Origin of the sequence: Myxococcus qinghaiensis (genome assembly GCF_024198215.1) — a bacterium.
Taxonomy (GTDB): Bacteria; Myxococcota; Myxococcia; order Myxococcales; family Myxococcaceae; genus Myxococcus; species Myxococcus qinghaiensis.
In genome coordinates this window covers 321165-342757 of record NZ_JAKCFA010000002.1, presented here as the reverse complement: position 1 = coordinate 342757, position 21593 = coordinate 321165, and the positions used below count along the sequence as shown (strand labels likewise).

Here is a 21593-nt window from a genome sequence, read left to right as displayed (position 1 = left end):
CGTGGACCCATGGGGCTGAAGCGGAAGGGACGTTACTCGTACGGCGACTCGCGCGCGGACCTCAGGACCTTCCTGGCGGGCTACAGCGAGAAGAACAAGTACCCCATCGAGCGGATGGAAGACCTGCGGTGCCCCTGTGGCGCCGAGGTGCTGGAGTTGCTGCTCGATGATGACGAGGGCGCGGCCGTGCAGACGTGCCCGACCTGCCAGCACCAGGTTCCTGTAGGGGACAGCGCCGAGTACCTCGACGACGCGGAGCTGGGGGAATGCGAGTGCCCCTGTGGGGGGACTCGCTTCGAGCTCACCGTGGGGTCCGCGTTCTACGAAGGCAGCAAGGACGTCCGCTGGTTCTATGTGGGATGCCGCTGTCCTTCGTGTGGGCTCGTGGGCTGCTACGGAGATTGGAAGACGCCCTGAACGGGCTGCGAATCGACTAGACGACCGGTCTACTGGCCGTTAGCAAAGGGCCATGAGCGTGAGCGCCGTACCCCAGCAGGATGCCCGTCGGCACATCATCGACGCGGCCCATCCGCTGTTCGCGAGCAAGGGCTTCACCGCGGTGGGCCTGACGGAGGTGCTGGCGGCGGCCAAAGTCCCCAAGGGTTCGTTCTATTACTACTTCGACTCGAAGGAGGCCTTCGGCGAGGCGGTGCTGGAGACGTACTTCGCGGACTACCTGGCGCGGATGGAGGTGTTGCTGGCGGTGCCGGGCACGTCCGCGCAGCGGCTGTTGGGGTACTTCCAGGACTGGCTCGCATCGCAGCTCGACGAAGAGGCCCGGGGCCGATGTCTCGTGGTGAAGCTCGGCGCGGAGGTCTGTGATTTGTCCGGGAGCATGCGCGCGGCGCTGGAGCGCGGGACACAGGGCATCATCGACCGATTGTCGCGCTGTCTCGATGCAGGGCGGGAGGATGGTTCGCTGACGGCCCCTCCGGACACGCGCGCGGTCGCAATCACTCTCTACCAGTCCTGGCTGGGCGCGGGGCTCTTGGCCAAGATCACCCGTGACCGCACGCCGCTGGACACGGCCATGGTGGGGACTCGGCTGTTGTTGGGCCTCGCATAGCTCATCCGAGCTGAAGACGCGTCTTCGCTTCGTCACCTCCTGTTCTCGTCGACCGATCTGCTCGCGGTGGTCCGCCGCGTGTCACTCGTGCGCGCTCGCTCGTGGCTTGTCGGGGCAGGGCGCGCTGAACGGTTTCCTCGCCACACCCCTGGAGTCAGCATCCATGCCTCAAAGCGATACCCGCAATCGTCGAGTCGTCCTCGCCGCACGTCCTCACGGCATGCCGACACCGCAAGACTTCCGTCTCGAAGAATCCGATGTACCGACTCCCGGCGAAGGACAGGTGCTGCTGCGCACGCTGTACCTGTCGCTGGACCCGTACATGCGGCCGATGATGAACGAGGTCCCTCCGGCGTATGCCGCGGCTTCGGTGCAGGTCGGCCAGCCCATGGTGGGAGGCACGGTCAACCGCGTCGTCTCCTCCAGGCATCCGCGCTTCCAGGTGGGGGACCTGGTGCTCGGGAGCTCCGGCTGGCAGGACTACTCGTTGTCGGACGGGAAGGAGTTGGTCCCGCTCGGTGAGATGAAGCAGCCGTCGCTGGCGCTGGGTGTGCTCGGCATGCCCGCGTTCACCGCCCACGTGGGTCTGCTGGACATTGGCGAGCCCAAGCCAGGGGAGACGGTGGTCGTCGCCGCTGCGACGGGGGCGGTCGGTGCGGTGGTGGGGCAGATCGCGAAGCTGAAGGGCGCGCGGGTGGTGGGCATCGCCGGGGGCGCGGACAAGTGCCGTTACGCCGTCGAGGAGCTGGGCTTCGACGTGTGCCTCGACCGCCGTGAGCCGAAGCTGGCCGAGCGCCTCGCCGCCGCGTGCCCGCGTGGCATCGACGTGTACTTCGAGAACGTGGGTGGCGAGGTGTTCGAGGCGGTGGTGCCGTTGCTCAATCACCGGGCGCGCGTGCCGTTGTGCGGAACCATCTCGAGCTACAACGGCGACACGCCGCCGCCGGGGCCGAATCGGCTGCCGCAGGTGCTGGCGGTGTTGCAGCAGAAGCGCATCCGCATGCAGGGCCTCATCATCCTCGACCACTATGGCGACCGCTATGACGCCTTCCGTCGTGACATGGACGCGTGGGTCGCGGACGGCCGCGTGAAGCTGCGCGAGGACCGGGTCGATGGACTGGAGAACGCGCCCGCGGCGCTCATCCGCATGCTGGAGGGAGGCAACTTCGGCAAGCTCGTGGTGAGAGTCGCCGACGTCTGACGCGCCGTTGGGAGCGGCGTCCGAGCCCCGCTCCCCATCGCCGAGCTAGCCGATCCTCCGTCCACGCGAACGGAGGAACGACAGGCCCAGCCAGAGCGCCAGCAGCGTGACGGATGCGCTCCCCGCGTCGGTGGCACCGCAGCCCCAACCGGTGACGGTCAGGTCGCGAGGCCCGCTCGTGTCGGGCCCTTCCGGGCCGGCGTCCTCGCCAGTGTTGGTACCGGCGTCGGCTCCTGCATCGTCGCCACTGCCCGTGCCTGCATCGTCACCCGCATCGACAGGAGGCGGCGGCGTGCCGCTGTCCTCACCCGCGTCCGCGCCGGCATCGTCCGCTTGAGGCGTGCCCGCATCGTCAGCAGGCAGGGTGCCCCCATCGTCCTCCGTGGGACCACCGTCCTGGGGAGTCACCGGGCCACCGTCGGTGGGAACCGGGCCCGAGTCCGGGACTCCTGCGTCGGGGATACCTGCGTCCGGAACGCCCGAGTCCGGTGCGCCCGCGTCGGGGACACCTGCATCCGGAACGCCCGAGTCCGGTGCGCCCGCGTCGGGGACACCTGCATCCGGTGCACCCGCATCACGGACACCCGAGTCCGGCGCACCGGCGTCCGGAACCCCCGCATCCGGGGCGCCCGCGTCTGGAACACCGGAATCCGGCCGACCACCATCCGGTGCTCCTCCGTCGGGAGTGCCTCCGTCGCTGGCGACGTCGACGAATACCCCGTAGTCCGTGGGCTGGCTTGGCTGGTACTGCCCATCGAGCCCTTCATAGACGGCGGTAATGACGTGCTCTCCAGGAGAGAGCATGAGCCAGAACGAACTCTTCCCCTCGAAATCGACCTCGATGGATGTCCACAGGGAGCCGTCCACGTAGAACGACACCAACCCTGAGGTGACCATCTCGCCAGACGAGGTCGTCACGCGCGCGGTGAACGCGAGCTCCTGATTGTCGTACACGGGGCCGATGGGTCCATCGACCACAATCTCCGTGGCCTCGGCGCCCACGCCCCGGACGAGGAAGACCGCGTCATTGAACGTCCGGTTTCCACCCGAGTTCATGTCCTCCCAACCCATGACCCAGGTGTCGGGAGCTTCCATGGGCGCCAGCATCAGCACATGGGGCGTTCGCTGCTGATGGCTCCTCGCTACGAGCGGGTCGGTCTCGGTGATCTGGACATTCCCATACTCAGATGTCCGGAGCCGGGTGTAAGCGAGGGACTCAAGCCATCCTGACCGAGGCGAGGGGGATGCCAGGACATCACTCGAGAGCTGGTTCAGGTCCAGGTTGAGCAGCGTCTTCGAGAAGTAGACGTTGATGTCACCGTGCCCCCACAGCTCGCACTGGAGTCGCCCCTCGGAGGTCGTATCAGGCAGGAAGCAGGTATCCGTGCCGTTGTAGATCTGCTCCACGTACGAGACGAGGAAGAACACGATCTCCCGTCCACCCATCACGGTCCCCATGCTGACGCGGCGATCCCCCTCCGTGATGGGGGCCGTCACATCCCGCCCAGGTATGACGCGCCCCTCGGGGTCGAAGGCGCTCGTCTTGTAGTCGGGGATTCCGTCGTTGGTGTTCGACCGGTCCCAGATGGGTCCCACGGAAGGGGCTTGCCCCGGGCCCGCGGACGCCTGTCTGGGCATGAAGCACTCCGAAATCGACGAGTTCGGACAGGTGTTGGCGTCATCATCCGTGCTCAGCAGGACGAGGTGGCCCAGGCCCATGTGGCCGTTCTGCGCATCGTCGGGCTCGAGCAGGTTGGGAATGTGCGGGAAGACGCCCCGGTCACTGAAATAGGTGTCCACCAGTCCGGGGATGGCGCTCGCTCGCAAGTAGTCGACCCCGTCGAACAAGCCACTGGAGTCGCGCATCCTCTGCCCCACCACCGAGCCCCCGGGGCGCGCCGGGAAGCCCGTCATGTCTTCCCATCGCCTGGGGCCAATATTCGCCGCGTAGCTGGCGGTCGAACCGCAGGAGCCCGTCAGCAACTCCGGCTCCCGCAGGCGGAGCACCTCTCCTGACGCCCGCTGGTGGAAGAAGATCCGCTCGGGGATGCAGCGCGTGCCGTCGCCGATGTAGCCACGGTCCGGGTTCAGGTTGAACAGGTCCTCGTGGAAGTCGGGGATGCCATTCCCCTCCGCATCGATGAGGACGTCGTCGTTCGGGTCGGCCGGGTCTCCCAGGTCGATGTACCCTCGTCCGACCAACTCGTCGTAGTAGAGCCATCCCAGCGTGTGGGATGCGCCGTCCCCCGCCTGGTCATCGACGAGCATGACCTCCAGCGTCCGGTCCCTGGGCACGATGAGCTGATTCGAGTCCACGCCCTGCGCGGACGCGGTCAGCGCACAGAGGACCACGGCGAAGAAGGAGGGTCTCCACGAATGCATGGGGTGCCCCGGGCGCCAGAGACGGCACGAAGAAAGCAAGCCGCCACTCTATGCCACCCATGGGCGTGCCGTACACCCGGTGACCCTTGTCACCCTAATGCCCATACACCCGCTGGAGCGCGGACCTCAGCGAATCATCGATGCCCGTCCCCGAGGGCAATTGCTGGTCCGCCCGGAACCGCTGGAGCGCCGCCTGCGTCGGCCCATCCAGCTCGCCGTTCACCTCCTCCACGGGATAGCCCAGGTTCTGCAGTCGTCCCTGCACTCCGGTCACCGTGTCCAGCGGATGCAGGTGCCGCAGCGAGATGGGGATGAGGCGCGAGGCGAAGCCCTCTCCAATCCGCAGCATCCCCGTCGTCGCCGTGGGTGACACCGCGTGCACGATGCTCCCGTCAGGACCGCTGCGCCCTTGCAGGACGACCCCGTCCACCTCCAGCGCATACGGTGTGTCCTTCAGCACCTCGCTCCCCACGCGCAGGACCAGGTGCAGCTTGGAGGGGATGCCCTTGCGCACGAACGTGTGCTTGCGCCCCGTGAGGACCTGCTTCGTCCGCTGGCGCAGCGCCGGGACATAGACGTGGTCTCCCGGCACCAGCGTGTGAGGGCTCTTGCGCAGCTCGCGCAGCGCCTGGTTCCGGGGGTGTTCCCACAGCGTCCGCCAGATATGCCCGTGCTCGGACGCGATGCTCTCCACCGAGTCGCCCGCCTCGGCGACCCGGACGATGTCTTCCGCCATGTCCATCCACCCCGCTCGGGAGTCAGAAACCCAGCTTCTGTTTGAAGGGGCCCTTCACGATGACGGACTCCGCACCCTTGAACTTGCGCCAGGGTTGCTTGGCATCGATGAGCTGCTTCAGCGTCGTGCGCTCTATCTCCTCGTCATCCTCGTCGTAGAAGTACACCTTGAGCTCGTAGTCCTCCTCGGGAATCCCCACGTACCAGCCCGCGGACGGCTCCATCTCCTCGTCGGCCTTGAGGTAGGCGAGCCCGCGCTCGTCCCCATTCAGCTGGTTCGGCTCGACGTGGTACATGAGGGCGTCCGACATCTCCCAGCTCTCGTCCGGTGTGTCCGCGTAGACGGGCTGCTGTCGCATCAGCGCCGTGTACTGTTGAATCCATGCGTCCACGGTGAAGCCCACGTTCATCGGGTTCACCTGCTGTTGGGAGACCTTGGCCTTCTTGACGCGGACCACCTCGCGCTGCCACGTGGCCATCGCGTCCATGGCGAGCGAGCTGAACTCGGCGGAAGGCTTGATTGAATCCTCCAGCGCCACCTTCGCGGCCGCGCTCTCGGCCTGCTCGACGAGGAAGGCCCAGAACACGCCGCGCAGGTGGCGCAGGTGTGACACGCGCTGGAGCACCAGCTCCGGGCGGTTGAGCCCCAGTATCTGGAGGGTGCGCACACCCCGCAGCGCCGCCGGCGGCGCCTGGTTCATCACCTGGAACATCTCGTGCCCGTTGCCCGTCACCATGAACTGCTTGCTCGTCGGATGGACCTTCACCTCGTACCGTCCCTGCAAGGACGGAAGCTCCTTGGGCAGGCTCCAGGCGAACTCCTCCGCGTCCTTCCGGTTCTTGTGCTTCTGCAGGTACCAGCACAGCAAGTCGTAGGGGTAGGCCTCGCCCGTCCACACGTTGAAGCGAACCGCCAGCCGAGGGTCCTCGACGCCAGGGTCGATGAGCACGGGGCGCTCCTCGGACACCTTGCGGACCGCGGTGGAGCGCACCTCCACGAGCTGGTCATTCAGCAGGACGGGGAACTTGTTCTTCTTGTGGAGCTGATTGCAGACCTGACAGGAGAAGTAGAGGTTCTCCCACGCGTAGGCCTCCCAGAAGTACCCATCCAGGTTGAAGCCATAGCCCTGCTCGTAGCCGGCCTTGGGGCGGAAGTGCTCCACGTCCCCATGCGCCAGGTACTTCACCTTGGACTCGCAGAAGGCGCACTTGCCATGGTGCGAGTTGAGCAGCGCCTCCTTGATGCCGTGGCCGGAGTAGTAGTCGCTGCTGAAGATCTCCGACTTGAAGCCGATGATGGGCCGGGTGTCCTTCTTCCATCCGACCGAAAGCTTCTCGTCGATCAAGTCCCCCAGGATGCGCACCGACAACGCGTAGTAGGCGAGCGCGCCACGCACGGGCTCGGGCGACGTCGCCAGGGCGCGCAGGTCCGCGTCACCCAATTCCCGGGGAGGGTGCTTGCCCTTCTTGAGGTAGCCGGCGTGGAAGTCGAAGGCGAAGGCCCACAAGGGGCCCTCGGCGGGAATGGCGTCCGGCGTGCCGCACATCCATGCGAGGGACGTGTACTTTCGCAAGGACTCCGATTTCCGGCAGTGCTCCCGGAAGTCGGACACCTGCGCCTGATGGGCCGCGACGACGCCTACCTTGAACTCCATGGTCGTCGAGCGAGTTCAGCGCGGGAGGGAACGTCCACTTCGCGAGCTCGTCCTGGGTGAACCAGGGAATCTCCAGCGCGGTGATGGCGGGCGCACTCAGCCAGGGACGCCCGGTGGTCAGAACCGCCTGCTGGTAGAAGGGGCGGATGATGCCGAGCAGCGGGGTGCGCTTCTCCTGCGCCAGGCCTGACAGCTTCGTGTCCCAGACCTTCCGGGCCTCCAGGGAGAGGTGGGCTGACGGGGACGGCCCCAGTGCAGCGCCCATGCCCGGCGGGGTGGGGGACCTCACCCCAGAGGACAGCACCCCTGGCCAGGTGGGCGCTCCGCGTTCTCTCCGGACGCACCGGGAGTGTGCGGCGTACGCGGAGAACGCGGGCAATCCCACGCTTCAGTGACGGGAATCCCAGACAGGAAGGAAAGGAAGAGGCCCGCGGCCGCCGACATGTGGGAACAGTCCACCCCCCCGGGCGCACCTCCCCCATGACTCACGCCGGGCACTGGACTCGTGGACCTCGACCTACGAGCGGAACGCAGCCACACGATGTGGGTCGCATTTCAGTGGATTTTTCGAGTAGGGTGTCGCGCTCGCTGGCCGAACAGGCGAGGCGGACGCTCGCGAGGTCCTCTGAAGCGGGAGGGCTGCGAAGGTGGGCGAGCGTTCTTAGAACGATGGGTGCGGATGGCTGTCCCGGGTCTTGACAGTTCCGGGTGATCGCATCCACCGATCAGCACATGGGGCACGTGCTCGCTTGACTACCGGAATAACCGGTGTCTAGGGTGCGCGGCTTCATTCAGCACCATTCAAAAGTCCCCAGAGGTGGGGACGGCCGCGGACTCTCGTTGCGCCCCGCATGGGCCCGCGTTCCTCAAATCAGGGGGCAGCTGTGCCGTATCAAAGGACTTCCATTTCCATGCAGCAGAACGTGAACCAGCAGGTCGAGACTGACGCCGGGGAAGAAAACTTCGCGGCGATGTTCGAAGAGTCGCTCAAGCAGCGCGGTGGCGACGGCATCCTGAAGGAAGGGGAGATCGTCAAGGGCACCGTGGTGCAGGTGACGAAGGACTTCGCGATCGTCGACATCGGCTACAAGTCCGAGGGTCAGGTCCCGATCTCCGAGTTCACCAATCCTCGCGGAGAGGTCTCCGTCAAGGCGGGCGACCCCGTTGAGGTCCTCCTGGAGAGCCGCGAGAACGACACCGGCATGGTCGTCCTCTCCAAGGAGAAGGCCGACAAGATGCGCATCTGGGACGAGATCAGCGCCGCCTGTGAGCGCGATGAGATCGTCAAGGGCACCATCGTGGGCCGCGTGAAGGGAGGCCTCTCCGTCGACATCGGCGTGAAGGCGTTCCTGCCCGGCAGCCAGGTGGATATCCGGCCCGTGCGCAACCTTGACCAGTACATCTCGAAGGAATTCGAGTTCAAGGTCATCAAGTTCAACAAGAAGCGCGGCAACATCGTCCTGTCGCGCCGGGTCCTCCTCGAGAAGCAGCGCGAGGAGATGAAGAAGGAGACCCTCAAGAACCTGAAGGAGGGTGCGGTCCTCAAGGGTGTCGTCAAGAACCTCACGGACTACGGCGCCTTCATCGACCTGGGCGGCATCGACGGCCTGCTCCACATCACGGACATGTCCTGGGGCCGCATCGGTCACCCCAGCGAGATGTTCAATGTGGGCGACGAGGTCCGCGTCGTTGTCCTCAAGTTCGACCCGACGCAGGAGCGCGTCAGCCTGGGCCTGAAGCAGATCCAGGAGGACCCGTGGCACCGCGCCGACGAGAAGTACCCGGTCGGCACCCGCGTCAAGGGCAAGGTCGTGTCGATCACCGACTACGGCGCGTTCATCGAGATCGAGCAGGGCGTCGAGGGTCTGGTGCACGTGTCCGAGATGTCCTGGACCAAGCGCCTCAAGCACCCGTCCAAGATCCTGGAGGTCGGCCAGGAGGTGGAGGCCGTCGTCCTGGATATCGATCCCAAGGCCAAGCGCATCGCGCTGGGCATGAAGCAGATCGAGCAGAACCCCTGGACGCTGCTCGAGGACAAGTACCCGATTGGCTCCGTCATCAAGGGTCAGATCCGCAACGTCACCGACTTCGGCGTGTTCGTCGGTGTCGAGGAGGGCGTGGACGGCCTGGTGCACGTGTCCGACATCTCGTGGACCCAGCGCATCAAGCACCCGGGTGAGATGTTCAAGAAGGGCGACGAGGTCGAGGCGGTGGTCCTCAACATCGACGTCGAGAACGAGCGGTTCAGCCTGGGCATCAAGCAGCTCCAGCCGGACCCCTGGGAGACGCTGTCCGAGCGCCTGCCTGTCGGCAGCCGCGTGAAGGGCAAGGTCACCAAGGTCACCGACTTCGGCGCGTTCGTGGAGATCGAGCCGGGCATCGAGGGCCTCGTCCACGTCTCCGAGCTGAAGGAGGAGCGTGTCGAGAACCCGCGTGACGTGGTGCAGGAGGCGCAGGATGTCGAGGTGAAGATCATCGACATCAACACGCCGGACCGGAAGGTCGCGCTGTCGATCAAGGCGCTCATCGGCGAGGGCGAGGACTACCGCGAGTACCTCCGCAAGCAGGCGGAAGGCTCCAAGGCGCGCCTCGGCGACGTGATGGGCAAGCTGACGAAGAAGTAGTCTTCGCACAGCATCGCCTCACGGCGTGACGGCCGGGTTCCCGAGAGGGGGCCCGGCCGTTGCCGTTCCAGGCGCCTACTCCAGGTAGCTGGGGAACACAGGCAGCGTGCGGAAGTCCTCGGGCGCGTGCTGGACGATGAAGCGGCCCTTGGAGTCCTTCACCAGCGTCTCCACATGGTTGATGGATGAGAGGGTTTGCTCGCAGCTGGTGTTGAAGCCAGGCACGCCGTGGTGCTCCCAGTTCTCTCGCGTGTGGCAGAGGTCTCCCGACAGGACGAGCGTTCCCGTCCGAGGCAGGTTCACCTGCAGCGACTGGTGGCCCGGCGTGTGGCCCGGCGTGGAGAGGATCCGCACGCTGCCGTCTCCGAAGACGTCGCGGTCCCCGTCGAGCGGCTCCACCTTCGCCTCGCGCCACGTGGAGAACTTCGCGGGGTCCACGCCCAGCGGCGCGGGCGTCGCGGTGGCCCACGTCAGCTCCTTGCGCTGGAGCAGCCACGTGGAGCCGGTGAAGGCATTGGCGTTGCCGGCGTGGTCCGCGTGCAGATGGGAGAAGCCCACGTAGCGCACGTCCGAGGGCTTCAGGCCCAGTTGGGCGAGCTGCGCGAGCAGCGTCTTCTGGACGAAGTAGCGCGGGCCAATCGGATCCGCCAAGCCGTCCGGGCTCTGGGCGATGACGTCATCCAGCCCCGTGTCCCAGAGCAGCGTGCCCTGGGGGTGGCGGATGAGGAAGCAGGGGACGGGCATCTCTCCGCGCTGGCCATTGGGATGACTCCCGTCCGCGAAGAACCCCATGTCGTGGATGTCGATGCGTCCGCAATCCAAGGCGTAGAGGCGCAGCTCCGGGGGCGAGGCGTGGGAGGCGGCTGTCTGGTGCGCGCAGCCACCGGCGAAGGACAGCAGGGAGAGGAGGAGGGAAGGGGAGACGCGCATGACTAGAAGGACCTCATGAGGGCATCGACGATGCGGGTGAGACGGGTGGTGTCCTCCGCCGTCTTTCCGAGCACGCGGAGTCCAGTGAGGTTGTTGAGGAGGAAGCTCGCGAGCTCCCGCGCGTCACGAGTAGCGTCGACCTCGCCGGTGCGCTGGCCTTCTTCGATGAGCGACAGGAAGGCGGCTTCGGTCTGCTCGAACATCCGTGCCGCCAACTGGGCCGCGGCTGCGTCGCGCCCCGCCAGTTCAATCGCGGTGTTGATGGCCAGACATCCCCGGCGCTCTGGGTCCGCGACGTCAATCTCGATGACCGCGAGGAAGAGGGCCCGCAGGCGCGCCTTGACGGGGCCGGGCCGTGTCAGGAACGCGAGCAGCTTGGGCGCCTCGTGCGCGTGGTAGTGCCGCAGCACGCACTCGAAGAGGCCCTGCTTGCTCTCGAACGCGTTGTAGAGGCTGCCCCGACCCAGCCCCATCCGCTCCCCCAGCTCCTGGGGAGTCGCCGCCGCGTAGCCCTTCTCCCAGAAGACCTCCATCGCCTTCGCCACCGCCGCCTCGGCCTGGAACTTCCTCGGACGTGCCATGTCCGGGGTGTTAGGTCGTTTTGTACCTTAGGGTCAAATACTGCGAGGGCACGGGGCGCGAGCGTCCGACCGGTCGGGTGGTGAATGGGCCGAAGGGAGAGGAACTTCGCGGGGTTGGGTGGGGTTTCGCGGTGCGTCGCGAGCAGTGGACGCTCATGTCCGGACGCCAAGCGAGGACGCTTGAACTCCGGGGAGTGCCCGGTGATAAGGGCCACCGCCGCTGTTATCGAAGGACATCCGTACATCCTCAAGAGGAGGCAGTTTTCATGGCTCGTGACGTCGTCATCGTGGGCGCGGCCCGTACCCCTATCGGCGCCTTTCAGGGAGCGCTCGCCAAGCTGACGGCGCCGCAGCTGGGCGCGGTGGCCATCAAGGCCGCTCTGGAGCGCGCGGGCGTGAAGCCGGAGACCGTCCAGGAAGTCATCATGGGCTGTGTGCTCCAGGCCGGCGTCGGCCAGGCGCCCGCTCGTCAGGCCACCATCTTCGCGGGCCTGCCCGAGGGAGTTCCCGCCACCACGCTGAACAAGGTCTGTGGCTCCGGCCTCAAGGCCGTCATCGCGGGCGCGCAGGCCATTGCCCTGGGTGAGGCGGACGTCGTCGTCGCCGGCGGCATGGAGTCCATGAGCAACGCGCCCTACGTGAGCCACACGATGCGCGGTGGCGCTCGCATGGGCAACGTGGAGTTCAAGGACGCGATGATCCTCGACGGTCTCTGGGACGTGTACGGCAACGTCCACATGGGCCTGTGCGCCGAGGAGTGCGCCACGTCGCAGGGCATCAGCCGCGCGCAGCAGGACGAGTTCGCGCTGGAGTCCACCCGCCGCGCGATTCATGCCCAGAAGGAAGGCCTGTTCGCCGCCGAAATCGTCCCCGTGCAGATCCCCGGCAAGAAGCCGGACGAGGTGACGACGGTCTCCGAGGACGAGGGTCCTCGCAACGCCAAGCCGGACAAGATTCCGGGCCTCAAGCCGGTGTTCAAGAAGGACGGCACGGTGACGGCCGCCAACGCGTCCTCCATCAACGACGGCGCCGCGGCGCTGGTGCTGATGAGCGAGGAGAAGGCGAAGGCCGAGGGGCGCACGATTCTCGGCCGCATCACCGGTTACGCGCAGGCCGCGCGCAAGCCGGTGGAGTTCACGATTGCCCCGGCGGACGCCATCAACACGCTCCTGAAGAAGAAGGGCGTGACCGCGGCGGACGTGGACCTGTGGGAGATCAACGAGGCGTTCGCGGTGGTGTCGCTCGCGAACAACAAGATCCTCGGGTTGGATCCGGCGAAGGTGAACGTGCGCGGTGGCGGGGTGGTGCTCGGTCACCCCATCGGCGCTTCCGGCGCGCGCGTGCTGGTGACGCTGCTGCAGACGATGAAGGACCAGGACAAGAAGCGGGGCGTCGCGTCGCTGTGCATCGGCGGCGGCGAGGGCATCGCGCTGATGGTGGAGCGGTAGTCAACCCTCTCCCCACGGGGAGAGGGACGGGGTGGGGGCCTTGGTGGCCTTCACCCCGTTTCCGTTATCGGGAGGGCGAATGAACAAGGTCTACGCGAGCGCGGACGAGGCGGTCGCCGACATCCCGGATGGCTGCACGCTGATGAGCGGCGGCTTCGGGTTGTGTGGCAATCCTGAGAATCTCATCGAGGCGCTTCACCGCAAGGGCGTGAAGAACCTCACCATCATCTCCAACAACTGCGGCACCACCGAGCTCGGCCTGGGCATCCTGCTCCAGAACAAGCAGGTCAAGAAGATGGTGTCGAGCTACGTGGGAGAGAACAAGGAGTTCGAGCGGCAGTACCTCTCCGGCGAGCTGGAGGTGGAGCTGAACCCGCAGGGCACCCTGGCCGAGCGCATCCGCGCGGGCGGCTGTGGCATCGGTGGCTTCTTCACGCCGACGGGCGCGGGGACGCAGGTGGCCGAGGGCAAGGAGTCGCGCATCATCGACGGCCGGCTGCACGTGCTGGAGACGCCGCTGAAGGCGGACTTCGCCATCATCCACGCGGCGAAGGCGGACACCCACGGCAACCTCGTCTTCAACAAGACGGCGCGCAACTTCTCCCCGATGATGTGCATGGCGGCCAAGGTCACCATCGTCGAGGCGGAGGAGATTGTTCAGCCCGGCGAGTTGGATCCCGACCAGGTGCACCTCCCGAGCATCTTCGTGAAGCGCATCGTCCAGGCGAAGAACCTCCAGAAGTGGATTGAGCGGCGCACCGTCCGCAAGACGGCCTGAGGACCCCATGCCACTGACTCGTGAACAACTCGCGAAGCGCATCGCCCTGGAGCTGCGGGACGGCTTCTATGTGAACCTGGGCATCGGCATCCCCACGCTGGTCCCCAACTACATCCCCGAGGGGGTGGAGGTGGTGCTCCAGTCGGAGAACGGCCTGTTGGGCATCGGCCCGTACCCCGAGGCGGGCAAGGAAGACCCGGACCTCATCAACGCGGGCAAGGAGACGGTGACCACGGTGAAGGGCGCCGCGTTCTTCGACTCGGCCCTGTCCTTCGGGATGATTCGGGGCGGCCACATCGACATGGCCGTGCTGGGCGCCATGGAGGTCTCCGAAGAGGGGGACCTGGCCAACTGGATGATTCCCGGGAAGATGGTCAAGGGCATGGGCGGCGCCATGGACCTGGCCGTCGGGGCCAAGCGCATCTACGTGGCCATGGAGCACGCGAACAAGGAGGGTCAGCCGAAGATCCTCAAGAAGTGCTCGCTGCCCCTGACGGGCCTGAAGTGCGTGCACCACATCGTCACGGACCATGCGTTCCTGGACGTGACGCCGGAGGGGCTCGTCCTGCGCGAGCTGGCCCCGGGCGTGACGGTGGAGCTGGTCCAGAAGCTCACTGAGCCGAAGCTGAAAATCGCTCCGGACATCCGTGAGATGAAAGTCTGAGCGGGCGAGGCTAAGGTGCGCCGCTGGGGGAGGGTGGTATGGACGACTTCCCCGGCGGAGCCCCTTTCATGGCCGACATCTCGGAGAAGCTGAACCCCATCGACCACCGCGCGCCGCGAGTCGAATACGAGCTGCCGGTGGCCTACCGCAGCGTGGCTGGCTTCGTGACGGACTGGGCCGTCAACCTTTCCAAGGGCGGCCTCTACATCAACACCGACAAGCCCCTGCCGGTGGACACGGTGGTGAAGCTGCTGGTGACACTGCCGGGAGCGCACTTCCCGGTGGAGCTGAAGGGCCGGGTGACGCGCACCAACGCGCTCGGCACCGCCTCTCCGCAGTCCCCGGGGATGGCGGTGGAGTTCCTGGACGTTGACGAAGACAAGCGGTCGCGCATCGGGGAGTTCGTGGAGCGGTTGCGCTCGGAGCTCCCGTCGGAAGCGACCCGGAAGTAACGGCGGCCCGCGCGGGCGCCCCCACCGAGCGCCTGCATGCCGCCCCTCCCTGAGACTCCCGTTTCATTGACCATCGACCGCCTCGGCCAGCTGGGCGAAGGCGTGGCGTCCTGGCAGGGCCGCACCGTCTTCATCCCTGGCGCCTTCCCCGGCGACACCGTGCGCGTCCACCTGGAGTCCCAGGGACGGGTGCTGCGCGGCCTGTTGCGCGAGGTGGTCTCCCCAGGGCCGGACCGCCGCGTGGCCCCATGCTCCCTGGCCAGCGAGTGCGGCGGCTGTGACTGGCTGGGCCTGGCCGAGTCCGCGCAGCGAAGCGCGAAGCAGGAGATCGTCCTCTCCACCCTGGAGCACCTGGGCCACCTGCGGCGCGAGGACTTCACCGTCCGGCCGCTCCTCGTGGCGCCTCGGGACTGGGGCTACCGGCGACGCGCGGTGCTGCATCCGGCGGGGAAGGGAGCGCTGGGCTACTTCAGCCGGCGCAGCCACGAGCGGCTCGCGGTATCCGAGTGCGGTGCGTTGACGCCCGTGCTGACGGCGCTGCCGGGGAAGCTGGCGCCGCTGCTCAAGCCCTTGGCAAAGGACACCGAGGAGGTGCTCCTGCTCGCGGAGGGCGACAAGGCCGCGTTCGCGGTGAACCTGACGGGGCAGGTGTCGGCGCGGCACGTGGAGGCCGCGGAGGCCGCCGTGCGGGCGCTGCGGCTGGAGGGCGCGGTGCTGGTGCCGAAGGAGGGCTCGCCCCGGGTGTTGGGCAAGCCGGCGCTGCGCTCGTACTCGCCGCTGCGGCCGGAGGTGCCGCTGTATCTGCGGCCGGATTCGTTCGCTCAGGCGCACGCGGAGGCCAACGTAGGGCTCGTGACGTCGGCCATCTTCGAGCTGGCGGCGCGGGACGAGGACTCCGTGCTGGAGCTGTACTCGGGCAACGGCAACTTCACGTTTCCTCTGGCGGCGGGCGCGGCGTCGGTGCTGGGTGTGGAGTCGTCCCCGGTGGGCGTGGAGCTGGCCCAGCGCAGCGCGCGTGAAGCGAGCGTGGGCAACGTGCGCTTCGTGCAGGGGGATGCGCGCAAGGTGTGCGACGGGCTGGTATCCGAGGGCCGGCGCTTCGACGTGTGTCTGGCGGACCCGCCGCGCGCGGGGGCTCCAGGGCTGGCGAAGTGGATGGTGGCGCTGGGCATCCGCCGGGTGGTGTACGTGGCGTGTGACCCGGCCTCGCTCGCGCGCGACGCGGCGGGGCTGGTGGAGGCGGGCTACAAGCCCCAGGCGCTCCAGGTGGTGGACATGTTTCCCCAGACGCACCACGTGGAGGCGGTGATGTCCTTCGAGCGGCCGGACACGGGGAAGGGACGCTGATGGACGCGCGCATCGTCGAGTTCGCCGAGGTGCTCCGACAGAACGGCGTGCGCGTGAGCACCTCCGAGGTGCAGGACGCGCTGCGGGCCACGGCCGAAGTGGGGCTGGTGGACCGGGCCCTGTTCCGCGCGGTGATGCGGACCACGCTGGTGAAGCGCGAGCTGGACGTGGACACGTTCAACCGCGCGTTCGACTTCTTCTTCTCCGGGGCGGCGGCGACGTTCGAGGCCATCGACAAGTCCCTGGCCGCGCAGCTCCAGGAAGAGGGCTACCTGGAGGGGGACACGCTGAAGATGGTCATCTACCAGATGAACCTCCTCTTGCCGGAGATGTCTCCGCTCGCGCAGGCGGTGCTGGAGGGAGACCGGGCGCGGCTGGCGCAGATCTTCCGGATGGCGTCGCTCCAGTTGGACCTGTCGAAGCTGGAGAGTCCGCTCCAGGCGGGCTTCTTCGCTCGGCGCATGCTGGCGGGAGCGGGCATGGAGCGGGCGCGCTCCGACATGAAGTCGCTGGAGGACGAGCTGAATGCACGCGGCCTGTCTCCCGAGGGCGTGGAGATTGTGTCGCGCCATGTCGCCGCGGCGATGCGGAAGATTGAGGACGCGGCGCGCCAGGAGGTGAAGCGTCAGGCGGAGGCTCGCATCCGTCGTCGCACCGACACGGTGCAGGACAAGCCGCTGCACCTGCTCACCCAGGCGGAGGTGGACCAGATGCAGTCCGCCGTGCGCACGCTGGCGGAGAAGCTGCGCAGTCGCTTGATTCGCCGGCAGCGCTCGCACCGCAAGGGCGCGCTCAATGTCCGCCGCACGCTGCGCAAGAACATGACGTGGGGTGGGGTGCCCATGCTGCCCCAGTTCCGTCGCCGCCGGCCCGAGCGTCCGGAGCTGGTGGTGCTGTGTGACGTGTCAGACTCGGTCCGCAACGCGGCGCGGATGATGCTGCTGTTCATGCACACGATGCAGTCGCTCTTCGTGCGCGTGCGCTCGTTCGTCTTCGTGTCCGACGTGGGCGAGGTGACGCAGTACTTCAAGGACCTGGACGTGGACGAGGCCATCGACATGGCGACGGCGGGGAAGACGGTGTCCCTGAGCGCCAACTCGAACTACGGCCGCGCGCTGGCGGACTTCACCCGGGACCACCTGGGCAGCATCACCCGGCGCACCACCGTCATGGTCATTGGGGACGGGCGCAACAACTACAACGCCAACAACGTCTGGGCGCTGAAGGATTTGCGCCGCAAGGCGAAGCGCGTCCTGTGGATTTGTCCAGAGGAGCGCGGCAACTGGGGCATCGGTGACAGCGAGATGCTCACGTACGAGAAGCACTGTCACCAGGCCGTGGTCGTGACGTCCGTCTCCGACCTGGCTCGCATCGCGGACCAGCTCGTTCCGGCTTGAGGTATCACGGACCCCGGGAAGGATGCAGCTCCGGCTTTACGGGCCACTCGGGGGCATCCTAGGCTGCCTGGGAAATCCAGCTCAGTGCGCGGCGTATCGCCGGCTCATCAGGATGCACGTGAACCACCTCCTCGCTCGTTTCTCCCTTGGCTGTCTGCTGTTGGCCCCCTTGTCCGCGTGTGACTCGAGCGCGGTGGACGACAACCCGGGGGGCGGTGATTCGGCCGTGACGGGCGTCTGGAATCGCTTCGGCAGTGAGTACGGTTATCGGACGGACGTGGCCTATGGCGGCATCGCGGGCCAGCCATCGGACCGGGTATACATGTGCGAGCTGCCCGGCTCACCCTCGGCGGGGCTCTACAAGGGGCGGCTCATCAGCCCGAGGATGATTCGCTGGGACGCGGTGCACGGCCTGCCCGATTACGAGGTCGTCTTCGAGGGGCAGACGATGCGCTTCCGGCCGCAGAACGGGTCGGACACGTTCCTGGGCCAGTACCAGAAGGGCACCTGGACTCCCGGGGCGTGTGACTTGTCGATGGAGAACGGGGAGCTCGTGGACCGCTCCTCCACCGCCTATGTCCGCTTCGACAATGAGGGGGACTTCAAGATCAACAGCGTCACGATTGGCGGCGAGGCCATTCCCATCCACAACCGCGACACGTGCAGCGTCACCACGCTCATCCCCGCGGGGACGGGCGACAACGGCCTGCTCACGGTGGCCATCAATTACAGCGGGGTCGGGGTGGACGGGCCCTACCGGCGGACGCAGAACCACACCCTCTACCGCTCGGACTTCAAGCCGGACTGCAACAAGCTCACGGTCGAGATTGGCTGCGGGGCGCTGGCTGTCTGCGTCTACGTGGCGCCGTAGTCGCTCGGCTTCGCGTCACTCGTACGAGGGGGGGGCGGGCCGAAGCCCGCGCCCTAGCTCTCCTCCACGATCTTCCGGGCCTCCAGTTCCAGGACGTGGGCCTGCAGCTCGTGCAGCAGCTCGGAGAGTCGCGTGTGGCACGCTCCGCTGCGCTCGGGGTCCGGCGAGCCGATTCCATCTGCGAGCGCGCGCCACCGCACGTCCTTCAGCAGCTGCTGTCGCAGCGCGGCGCTGACCACGTCCGCCCAGGTGGGCTGGCTGTAGGTGAAGTTCAGCGCCAGCGTGTCCTCCGAGGCCTCGGTGGAGTGCCAGTAGCCGCGCGGCACGAAGAGCACCGAGCCGGGCTCGAGCGTGATGACCTCGGCGCCCTCGGGCATCTGCTCGGGCAGCTCCTGCTCCAGGTAGCTGGCCAGTTCGGGCGAGGGCGGGCCCATGTTCATCGCCCAGCGGTCCGTGGGCAGGGGCAGTTGGGTGTTGGGCGCGAGCGTCCAGCGCTTGGTGCCGCGCACCTGCACGACGATGTTCGCATTCGCGTCGAAGTGGGGGCTGTTGCCGCCACCCGACGGCGAGGCATAGAAGATGGCTCGCGCCACGGCGTTGCGCGCGAGTCCCAGCTCGAACGCCACCATGTGCAGCCACTGCTCGACCAGGGGGAGGTAGCGCTCCGCCGAGTCGAGGATGAGCGCCATTCCGCTGCGGTACAGCGCCGCCGCGGTCTGCGCCTCCACCCGGATGACGCTGTGCTCATCGCGCCGGTCCGGCAGCGCGACCATCACCGGGTTGCGGTAGGTGTGCAGCAGCCGCTCCAGGTCATGGAGCTCCGGGAGCGCCGCGAGCTCCCCGAGCCTTTCGAGCGGGCCGTGGCAGACCAGGTGCCGCGTGGGCCAGTACTCCGCCAGGAACTCGCGACCCGGGTGCGGCGTGAAGAGCTGATCGAGGAAGGGGTGCTCCGCTGACTCCAAGTCCATGAGCGACACTAGTACGCGAGCGAATGGGGGCTTCGCCAGTCCCTTGCGCGTTCAGGGGCGCCGCGCCCACTCCCGGCCGAGCAGAGCGTACAGGTCAGGTCGTTGGCGCAGGGACGCTCCGCACAAGAACTCTTCAGCCTCGGCATCCTCGCAGACGGGCGATGTCAGGGTTTCCCCGCATGGACAATAAATACACCACGGCGCGTGACGCCCGAGAGCTCCAGCCGGAGGAGATGTCGGATGCTAGTGAATGTATTTGATTGCGCATCGCGATGGCGGGACACACGGCGGGCGTGATGCCGGGAAACGTGGGCCTGGGAGGCCAGGACGGCTTCCTGGCCAAGTATGACTCCGCGGGCACCCAGCTCTGGATTCGCCAATTCGGCACCGCACAGGCCGAGGTGGTGCGAGGTGTCGCCGCGGACGCAAACAACGATGCCTATGTCGTCGGCTCCACGACGGGCGCGCTCGGCTCTCCCAATGCGGGTCTCACGGACTTGTTCATCGTGAAGTACAACAGCGCGGGTGTCCTGCAGTGGCAACGACAGATGGGAACGGCCGGGCAGGACTCCATCTACGGGGTCGCCACCGCCAGACTGGTGAGCGGGGCCATCCATGTCTATGTGGTGGGCTACACCGAGATGTCCTTCAACGGGCAGCCTCACCAGGGAGGGCAGGATGCCATCGTCGTGAAGTTCGATGGCTCCGGGACTCTGCAGTGGACCCGTCAGTTCGGCACACCAGGCAGTGAGCTTGCCCTCGGCATCGCCTCCGATGGCGGTGCGAACGTCTACATCACGGGGCGCAGCAACTACGACTTCGTCACCAACCTGCCGAACTCCTCGAATGACTTCTTCATGGTGAAGTACGACGCGGGGGGCGGCGTCGTGATCCGCCGTCAGTTCGGCTCGACCAACATGAATGACCCCGCGGCGGAGGATGACGTCGGTCACGGCGTGGCCGCGGACATCAATGACAGCGTCTACGTCACGGGCTCCACCCAGGGAGAGTTCCCCAGCTCACCGCTTCCGAATGCCGGCGGTGAGGACTACGTGGTGTTCCGCTACGAGGACTGCTGTCAGATCAACACGCCGGGCCAGTGTGGCATCGGCTATGGCTGGGGTGACCCGCACCTGGTCACCTTCGACAACCGCTCCTATGACTTCCAGGGAGCGGGCGAGTTCATCTTCGTGGAGAGCAGTGACGCCAGCGCACCGTTGATCGCCCAGGCGCGCATGCAGCCGTGGGTGAACAACAACCGGGTGACGGTGATGACGGCCGTGGCGACGCGGCTGGGCGCGAGCCGGGTCGGCGTCTACCTGACGACCGGCGGACACGAGCTGCGCGTCGACGGCACGCTGACCTCCGTGACAGTGGGGGACACCGTCCCCGTGGCCGGTGGGGGCCGCATCCTGCGTCGGGACGCGGCGTCCTACGTGCTCTCGTACCCGGGTGGAGACAAGGCGCTCGTCACCCTCAACGGCACGTACATGGACTACAACTTCGCCCTGAAGCCGTCGCGCCGCGCGAAGATTCGCGGCCTGCTGGGCAACTACGATGGCATCGCGACGAACGAGTACGCGCTGCGCAATGGCACCCCGCTGGCGCCGACGCTGTCCTTCACCGAGCTCTACGTGGGGCCGACCAGCTTCGCGGCGAGCTGGCGCATCTCCCAGGCGGAGTCCCTCTTCGACTACGCCTCCGGGCAGAGCACGGCGACCTTCACCATCCTGGACTTCCCGGCGTCGCCCGCGACGGTGAACGACCTGCCCGCGACGGAGCGGGACGCGGCGAGGAATCGGTGCCTCGCGGGCGGCGTCCAGGCGGGCGTCTTCCTCGACAGCTGCACCGTGGACGTCGCGGTGACCCAGGACGCGAGCTTCATCGCGTCCACGGTCCGGGTGCAGGCCCAGGTCCAGGCCCAGCGCGGACCCCAGGCTCCGCCGCCCGTGCCTTCGGGGAACCGGCTGTACTTCTCCAACTTCGGCGCCGCGGTGGGCACGGAGTGGAGCTCGAACCTGATATCCAGGACGCCGAATGGCGCGCAGACCTTCCTCGGTCCGTTCACCAGTGAGGTGCTCCGCCTGACGCTGCCGGCCACGGGCAAGCCCGGCATCATCTCGCTGAGCTTCGACCTGTTCATCCTCGATGGCTGGACAGGGGATGGCGCTCCGGCGTCGAACACCTGGTACATGCAACAGTCGTCGAGCCTGCTGGGGGGCACCTTCTCCAACACGTCGAACACCCAGTCCTACCCGCGGACCGGCAGCGCCGCCCGGACCGGCTCCATCGCCAACAACACGCTGGGCTACGTGGACGGAGACTCCATCTATCGGTTCAAGCACCGGTTCGACACGAGCGGGACGTCCCCCATCGTCTTGACCTTCTATCGCTGGAACAACTCGGTCTCGAATCCGATGCTGGCGGCGCCCTCCTGGGGGCTCGACAACGTGGAGGTCACCCAGGAGTAACCTCCCGTGCAGCCCGCCTCCTC

18 protein-coding genes are annotated in these 21593 nt (G+C 67.0%); 12 read left to right on the top strand and 6 right to left on the bottom strand.

Annotation, left to right across the window (positions count from 1 at the left end):
- Window positions 1-9 precede the first annotated feature (9 nt).
- From LZ199_RS03905 to LZ199_RS03895, 3 genes are all read left to right on the top strand, one after another.
- Window positions 10-417, top strand: a complete 408-nt coding sequence (locus LZ199_RS03905; protein ID WP_253992280.1) for a hypothetical protein — start codon at window positions 10-12, stop codon at window positions 415-417.
- A 52-nt stretch (window positions 418-469) separates the two neighbouring features.
- Window positions 470-1066, top strand: a complete 597-nt coding sequence (locus tag LZ199_RS03900; protein WP_253992279.1) for a TetR/AcrR family transcriptional regulator — start codon at window positions 470-472, stop codon at window positions 1064-1066.
- 163 nt (window positions 1067-1229) lie between these two features.
- Entirely contained in the window at window positions 1230-2267 is a 1038-nt protein-coding gene (locus LZ199_RS03895) for an NADP-dependent oxidoreductase (protein WP_253992278.1), read from the top strand.
- 45 nt (window positions 2268-2312) lie between these two features.
- Here the strand turns inward: LZ199_RS03895 and LZ199_RS03890 are convergent, their stop codons facing one another.
- The 3 genes from LZ199_RS03890 to LZ199_RS03880 form a co-directional block, all read right to left on the bottom strand.
- Window positions 2313-4649, bottom strand: a complete 2337-nt coding sequence (locus LZ199_RS03890; RefSeq protein ID WP_253992519.1) for a hypothetical protein — start codon at window positions 4647-4649, stop codon at window positions 2313-2315.
- 94 nt (window positions 4650-4743) lie between these two features.
- A complete protein-coding gene (locus tag LZ199_RS03885) occupies window positions 4744-5385 on the bottom strand; it encodes a hypothetical protein (protein ID WP_253992277.1) in 642 nt (213 codons plus the stop codon).
- Window positions 5386-5407: 22 nt separating this feature from the next.
- Window positions 5408-7039 carry an HNH endonuclease family protein gene (locus LZ199_RS03880; RefSeq protein WP_253992276.1) on the bottom strand — a complete coding sequence of 544 codons (1632 nt, stop codon included), beginning with the start codon at window positions 7037-7039 and terminating at the stop codon, window positions 5408-5410.
- 911 nt (window positions 7040-7950) lie between these two features.
- On the opposite strand from LZ199_RS03880, the gene LZ199_RS03875 reads away from it, so the two are divergent.
- Window positions 7951-9663, top strand: a complete 1713-nt coding sequence (locus LZ199_RS03875) for a 30S ribosomal protein S1 (protein WP_253992275.1) — start codon at window positions 7951-7953, stop codon at window positions 9661-9663.
- Window positions 9664-9738: 75 nt separating this feature from the next.
- Here the strand turns inward: LZ199_RS03875 and LZ199_RS03870 are convergent, their stop codons facing one another.
- Complete coding sequence (locus tag LZ199_RS03870) at window positions 9739-10593, bottom strand: N-acyl homoserine lactonase family protein (RefSeq protein ID WP_253992274.1); 855 nt, start codon at window positions 10591-10593, stop codon at window positions 9739-9741.
- Window positions 10594-10595: 2 nt separating this feature from the next.
- Window positions 10596-11174 (bottom strand): TetR/AcrR family transcriptional regulator, encoded by a 579-nt coding sequence (locus tag LZ199_RS03865; protein ID WP_253992273.1) that lies wholly within the window; start codon window positions 11172-11174, stop codon window positions 10596-10598.
- A 266-nt stretch (window positions 11175-11440) separates the two neighbouring features.
- On the opposite strand from LZ199_RS03865, the gene LZ199_RS03860 reads away from it, so the two are divergent.
- The 7 genes from LZ199_RS03860 (at window position 11441) to LZ199_RS03830 (ending at window position 18131) form a co-directional block, all read left to right on the top strand.
- A complete protein-coding gene (locus tag LZ199_RS03860; RefSeq protein WP_253992272.1) occupies window positions 11441-12622 on the top strand; it encodes a thiolase family protein in 1182 nt (393 codons plus the stop codon).
- Between the two features lie 79 nt (window positions 12623-12701).
- Window positions 12702-13400 (top strand): CoA transferase subunit A, encoded by a 699-nt coding sequence (locus LZ199_RS03855; RefSeq protein ID WP_253992271.1) that lies wholly within the window; start codon window positions 12702-12704, stop codon window positions 13398-13400.
- Between the two features lie 7 nt (window positions 13401-13407).
- The gene (locus LZ199_RS03850; RefSeq protein WP_253992270.1) at window positions 13408-14064 is read left to right on the top strand and encodes a CoA transferase subunit B; all 657 of its coding nucleotides are present in this window, start codon (window positions 13408-13410) and stop codon (window positions 14062-14064) included.
- 68 nt (window positions 14065-14132) lie between these two features.
- Complete coding sequence (locus LZ199_RS03845) at window positions 14133-14516, top strand: TIGR02266 family protein (RefSeq protein WP_253992269.1); 384 nt, start codon at window positions 14133-14135, stop codon at window positions 14514-14516.
- A gap of 36 nt (window positions 14517-14552) precedes the next feature.
- Window positions 14553-15863: a class I SAM-dependent RNA methyltransferase gene (locus tag LZ199_RS03840; protein WP_253992268.1), complete on the top strand. Its 1311-nt coding sequence runs from the start codon at window positions 14553-14555 to the stop codon at window positions 15861-15863.
- The gene (locus tag LZ199_RS03835) at window positions 15863-17260 is read left to right on the top strand and encodes a VWA domain-containing protein (protein WP_253992267.1); all 1398 of its coding nucleotides are present in this window, start codon (window positions 15863-15865) and stop codon (window positions 17258-17260) included. Before LZ199_RS03840 ends, LZ199_RS03835 begins: the two co-directional genes overlap by 1 nt.
- 118 nt (window positions 17261-17378) lie before the next feature.
- Window positions 17379-18131 (top strand): hypothetical protein, encoded by a 753-nt coding sequence (locus tag LZ199_RS03830; RefSeq protein WP_253992266.1) that lies wholly within the window; start codon window positions 17379-17381, stop codon window positions 18129-18131.
- Between the two features lie 53 nt (window positions 18132-18184).
- On the opposite strand, the gene LZ199_RS03825 is transcribed toward LZ199_RS03830, so the two are convergent.
- Window positions 18185-19099, bottom strand: a complete 915-nt coding sequence (locus LZ199_RS03825; RefSeq protein ID WP_253992265.1) for a JmjC domain-containing protein — start codon at window positions 19097-19099, stop codon at window positions 18185-18187.
- A gap of 260 nt (window positions 19100-19359) precedes the next feature.
- Between LZ199_RS03825 and LZ199_RS03820 the strand changes: the two genes are divergently transcribed.
- Entirely contained in the window at window positions 19360-21570 is a 2211-nt protein-coding gene (locus tag LZ199_RS03820) for an SBBP repeat-containing protein (protein ID WP_253992264.1), read from the top strand.
- Window positions 21571-21593 lie beyond the last annotated feature (23 nt).